Genomic DNA, 6032 nt, shown 5'->3' on the forward strand with positions numbered 1-6032 from the left:
CCACCAATCGTGATAGTGTAAGTTTCATCTGGCTCATTTACGTCATCAATTACGGTTGGAACAATAACTTTAAACTCTGTCACTCCACCACCAATCGTGATAGTGTAAGTTTCATCTGGCTCATTTACGTCATCAATTACGGTTGGAACAATAACTTTAAACTCTGTCACTCCAACTGGGATAATAACTCTCTGACCATCATCGCTAAGAGTGACATTATTAGTGAATGAAATATCACCTTTTCTCACATCCGAACTATCTGGAAGGTTAATGCTAAATTGTGCTTCTTTATCCAACGTTCCGTTTACTGATACAGAAAACTCTAAGTTTTCACCTTCAATCGCATCGGCTGAGTTTTCGACAGTTAGCGTTGGTTTATCACCGAGATCATGTGCAATTTTACCTTCTGCTGATTGACCAATATCCCCATGGTCAATAATCACATCAAGTGACTGATCTGTTGGGGACAGGAATGGCACTTCAGAAAGCTTGAGTCCAAAGTTTTCGACAGATTCGAACCTTGAATCATCGACGGTAGGTACATTAATGCTGAAATCTGTCACTTTTGAAGGTAACGTAAATGTACCAGCAACGGGATCTACATTAATTGTATGAAGCAGAGCAGCTTGAGTATACGTAACGGTTACTCCAGCAAATGGTTGATCTATATTGCTCGATAGATCACTCAAACTTGCGTTATGACCATTATCATCGACGATGAACTCAACCTTCATTGAGATTGTAGGTTCAGAGGGCTTATCTAAATGAGCATTGAAAATAGCAGTGCTACCTTCTTCAACAATTTGTGCATCATCTAATGTAAGTTTTGGGTGATCTGTTTGATCATTGAGAATTGTACCTTCACCTTCCAAGTCAGATTTAGATTCATCGATACCAATGCCGTTATTAGACTTGGTCTCTTCAACTTTTAAGCCGAACCTTTCGCTCCATTCGTAAGTCGAGTCCTGGTTTACAGGTACGCTAACTTGAAGCTCAGTAACGCCAGCTGGAATTTCAACGAATCCATTGACAATATTTGCAGTATGAAGCTGACTATCAAGTCCAATATACTGATAAACAAGTGCAGAGGAATCAACATCGTTTTCTTCTGCGTCATATCCTGCTGAAGTATCGATAGCAAATTTAACGAATAATGCTTCTGAAGCAGGGCCGTTTAGCGTAACGCTAAATACGGCACTTGAACCTTCACCAACGGCAACTGCGTCACCTACTTGAATCGTTACGTCTTCATCGATGATAGTGACAATACCGGCTTGCGCAGAGGTTTGCCCTGCAGTCTTAGCTGAAACAGAGAAAGACTCGTTTCCTTCGAACAAACTGTCTTCTGTGGTTTGTACCTTTACAACAAATGAAGTTTGCCCCGAAGGTAAATCAACAGAAAAAGACCCATCGTTGTTGACGACTACATCGTTAATTTCTTGGCCGTTTTCCAAGACGACAGTTACCGTACTACCCGTAAAATCAGCACCTTTCGACGCTGAGCCACTCATAAGTGTAAGGTCAACCGTCGTATCCGTTTGGCTTTCATTGCTAAGCGTTACTTTAACACTCGCCACATCACCTTCACCGACATTGATACCTGCTGCATCTGCGATATTCGTTACACCAATGACTGTAGGTTCTGGATCGATATCCATAATCTCGCCAATGGCAGACTTACCACCAACCGTTACAGTGTAATTTTCGTTACCTTCATAAACGCCATCAGTCACTGTCGGGAGTATAACAGTGAAGTCTTTAACACCAACCGGTACAACAAGTTCACCCGTAACAGGGTCAACTTTAACGCCATTGGTAAACTTAACTTGTGATAAATCTACATCTGAGTTGTCTGCATTATCAGAACTCACATCCCCATATTGAATTGTCAAACGAGTTTCTGTGAGTGTACTTTCATCAAGAGTTACTTTGTAAGCCAGGTCATCACCTTCATTAACAGAAGAAGAGAGCAGCGCTACATTAGCGACATCAGCGGCTGTTGGGGCTGGATTAACTATCACATTGACAGTCGCTTCTGCAAAACCACCATTGTCATCAGTGATTTGATATTTAAATTCGGTGTTACCCACGAAGTCATCATCTAAATCAAAGTATACGACTCCATTTTCAATACGAGCTTCACCATGTTGCTCGCCAAAAACATAAGTAATGCGGATTGAGTCGCCATCAGGATCAGAGTCGTTCGCAAGTAAGTCAGACACTGGAACTTCCAGAGTGCCACCTTGATTAATTGCATAGCTACTTTCTGAACTCGACGCCTTAAAACCAGTTAAGAAGTAGTCTGAAGAATCAGTGCCTCTTGCAGGGATATCAGTGAAATCTATAGCCTCAAATACAATTGAGTCGAATGCTTTCCCTTCCAGATCTACGTCATAAGTACCGGTTGAACCTGACTGATTAGCCGTAAACGTATCGCTTGCAACAACGACACCGTCAAGATAAGCAACCCATTTACCTTGTTCATGGTTACCAGAACCACCTTCATCTTTGAATAGGTTAGATACGCTGAAGCTAAACTCTGTTGCCGGATGATCGAGATCGATAACAAGCTGTTCAGACTCACCATCTTCACGATTAAATTGGATCTGAGCTTCTATCCCACCATTCTCGTGTCCACTAACACCACGCTTAACTCCGACCTCGGTTACATCTTTCTCTTTCCCTTGATAGAACGCTTTCATTTGAGCGCCAGAATCGACCCAAGATCCAGCGTTAAAGTGACCCAAATTAACTTCAAAGCCATTAGGATCATTGACGGCTATAGGTGATAAATTTCCATCATCCAATGTAACCGTTGATTCATCACTAAAGTTTCCATCACTATCTACTGCACGATAATCAAAAGAGTCATTAGACTCTGTTTCAAGATAACGTAATTCCCAATTACCATTCCCTTCGGTTCCAAGGGTGACACTGGTAATTTGAGCGCCTTCAGGTAATGGGAAATCAGCCGAAGGAATCGTTAATTCATGGAATAAATTACTATTACCAGCTGTTGATTTTTGGAAGTTGAACTCAACCCCGTCAGCTGGCCCACCGTCGTAATGTACGATAATTTTTACAGAAGACTCGTTAGCGTTATTCAGGTTTTCGTTAAACCAACCACCGACACCATCTAAACCAAGCGTTATTGCTTCCGCAGGACGAGAGTCAAAGTCAATTGAAATTGTTTCGTTCTTATGAATACCACCATCATTTTTGACACCGATACCGTAACCTACGTGTGAAGCGTTAGGATCACCGAGGTACTGGACTAATGGTCCATTAGAAGAACTAATCGTTATGACGTCACCGTTCGCTAACGTCAGTTCTCGTTCACTAGGTTTATTCGTTTCTTCACCCCAGTTGATAAATTCTGAAGAGCTCGAATCAGCTTCACCATTCATTGGTGCATTTTTACTACCCAGAACAAAACCTTCAGAGTCGCTGTCAGGTTCGTATTGAATCAAATTAGGATCAAACTTCGTATATTGGCTATCGTCTTTCCCTTGGTATAGGTCGCTTTCAGTTATTTGCGAACCTTGATACCAAAGTGTTCCGCTTGTTGGAAGCTCAGTAATAACGACTTGAAGAGTCACATTTCCATCGAGATCGTCCTCGATATCAGATATATGATCGCTACCATTTCCGTCTATAGAGTCAGTACCAGTATCGAAGATAACAAATGACTTACCCGTTGATGAAACTGTTGCTGTGAAATCTTCGGATTCAGGAGGATTGTCGTGGCTATCATCAATAAGGACATCTTTATTCGCCTTGGATATATCCAGTTTCTCAAATACATCGGTGCTACCTTGAGTTACCGACACAACGCTAACGTTAAAGGATTGACCAGCTTCGTATTCAGAATCCTGCACAGTTTCTATCTTGAATTCTGCTGAATCTGAATTTGCCGGTACATTGACAGTAATCACTTCAACGATGTCTTCGTTGCTGGCATTGGTATATGTGTACTCCAGCGTGATAACACTATCTTCAGGTACTGGTTCACTTAGTGTTACGGTAAAGGCGCTTGTAGTATCACCTTCAACCACAGAATCTGGACCAGAAAGGCTAACAACAACGGTATCCTTTTCGGCAGTATCCGTTTCATCAATGATTTTAGCCGTATCGGAACCCTGTCCTGGTGCTTCGACGAAGTCACTATCTGAAGAAACCTTCAATGTTACTGTTTCTTCGCCCTCTAGCAGGCTGTCATCAAGAACCTTAACGAATACTTCTAGACTATCAGAGCCCTTAGCAATAATAAGTTCTGAAAGCTCTTGCTCCGAAAGGGCTTTGTAACCTTGGCCATCTTTTACGTAGATTTTATCTTCGTAGTCGATACCCTTCGTCGCTGTATCATCTGTATGCCCTAGTTCTAGGTCTAGACCCACATTTTCTGAAACCAATTCATCTAGGTTGATTTCAAACGATAAGTAAGCGTCTTCTGCTTCAGTAACGGGCTGACCCGCTGTAATGGTTAGCTCGGCTACTGGTAGAACATCAACATTTATAACAACAGTATCTGTTCCGCCTTTTCCATCAGATACAGTTACAACGAATGAATCTTCGCCATCGAACTCAGCGTTCGGAGTGTACGTCCAAGCGCCATTTTCAGGGTTGATTACTACACTGCCGTTTGCTGGCTCGTCAACTGAGTAGGTTAGTTTATCTCCATCCACATCAGTAGCCGACACTGAACCTGAAATTGGTGCATCTTCTTTGGTGACTACTTCAATTTTTTCGCTGTCGCCTAATGGCGTGCCATCTTTTTCAATTACTGGAGCATCATTAACAGGTGTTACATTCAATGTGACTGTAGCGGTGTCAGTTTTACCGTTACCATCAGTGACCATGTAATCAAATGTCGCTTCACCGTTGTAATCTTTACTTGGTGTGAATGTAATAGTTTGGTTGACGTAATCGACAATAAAGCTGCCATTTTCCGCATCAGAAACTCTTACAATCTCAAGTGAATCTCCATCAATATCAGTATCGTTCGCAAGCAGTTCTGCAAACGAGATAGTGATAGCTTCATCTTCCTTAGTAGTCAAATGTGGTTCAGAGGTGCCGGTAACGGTAATATTGTCTAGCAGTGCACCGWGACTATCTGATGAACCTGAACCTGCAAAGGTCAAGTCTGTAGTATCTTGTTGGACGTCGACGTTAGCCGTGATTCGATACCAGCCGTTACCATCGACCCCACTAATCTGAATATCGTGGCCTTCATGACCTGACAAAGTGCCGTTTGCATGTACGGTAATCGTAACTGTGCCGAAAGTGAAGGTCATATTCGACGAGCTATTACCACCATTATGACGAGGGTTGTAATCGAACTCGACGCGAACACTTTCCTGACCAGAAGTATCTATTGTTGTAGTTATTGCCGTGTTTTTATGAGCATCTAGTTCAGCAATGTAATCGCCATCAGTTGCTTCAGCGATCAAGCCATCACGCTGAATTTCTAGGCCGTTAGTTGCATCCCATTCGTCAAGCTGATCACCACTTACGACTGTCCAGCGTCCGGTGTTCGCCATATTCTCGAATGACTCAGAGAACAGCACGGTTTCGGTAGCAGCATCATATCTATCGTCATTTGCTTTAGGGCCGTCATTGGTACCTGTCACGGTGATCGTTAGCATTGCTGTATCTGTACCACCTTGACCATCACTAATGACGTAAGTGAACGTTTCAGATACCTGCTCACCAACTTTTAAACTATCCGCATTATCAGCGACGTAGCTATAGCTTCCGTCTTCATTTACAGTCAAAGTACCAAAACTACCCGCTAAGCCATTACCTATAGTTCCCGCGGTACTATTTGTTGAGTTTTCAGCACCTGTGCGGATACTAATAACTTCAAGGTTGCCACCGTCTACATCGCTATCGTTCTTCAACAGACCGCTCTCCGCAACAACTTCTAATGTTGCGTCTTCGTTTAGCGCACCAAGATCATTACGAGCAACCGGACCATCGTTGCTACCAGTAATAGTAATGGTCGCTGTTTGCTCGGTGACACCGCCCAAACC

1 protein-coding gene is annotated in these 6032 nt (G+C 42.7%); it reads right to left on the reverse strand.

Going from position 1 to position 6032, the window contains the following annotated elements:
* The coding region (locus L4C33_RS18730; protein WP_428813928.1) for a cadherin-like domain-containing protein at nt 1–6032 on the reverse strand (6032 nt) is incomplete at both ends.

Origin of the sequence: Vibrio makurazakiensis, from assembly GCF_050337375.1 — a bacterium.
GTDB lineage: Bacteria > Pseudomonadota > Gammaproteobacteria > Enterobacterales > Vibrionaceae > Vibrio > Vibrio makurazakiensis.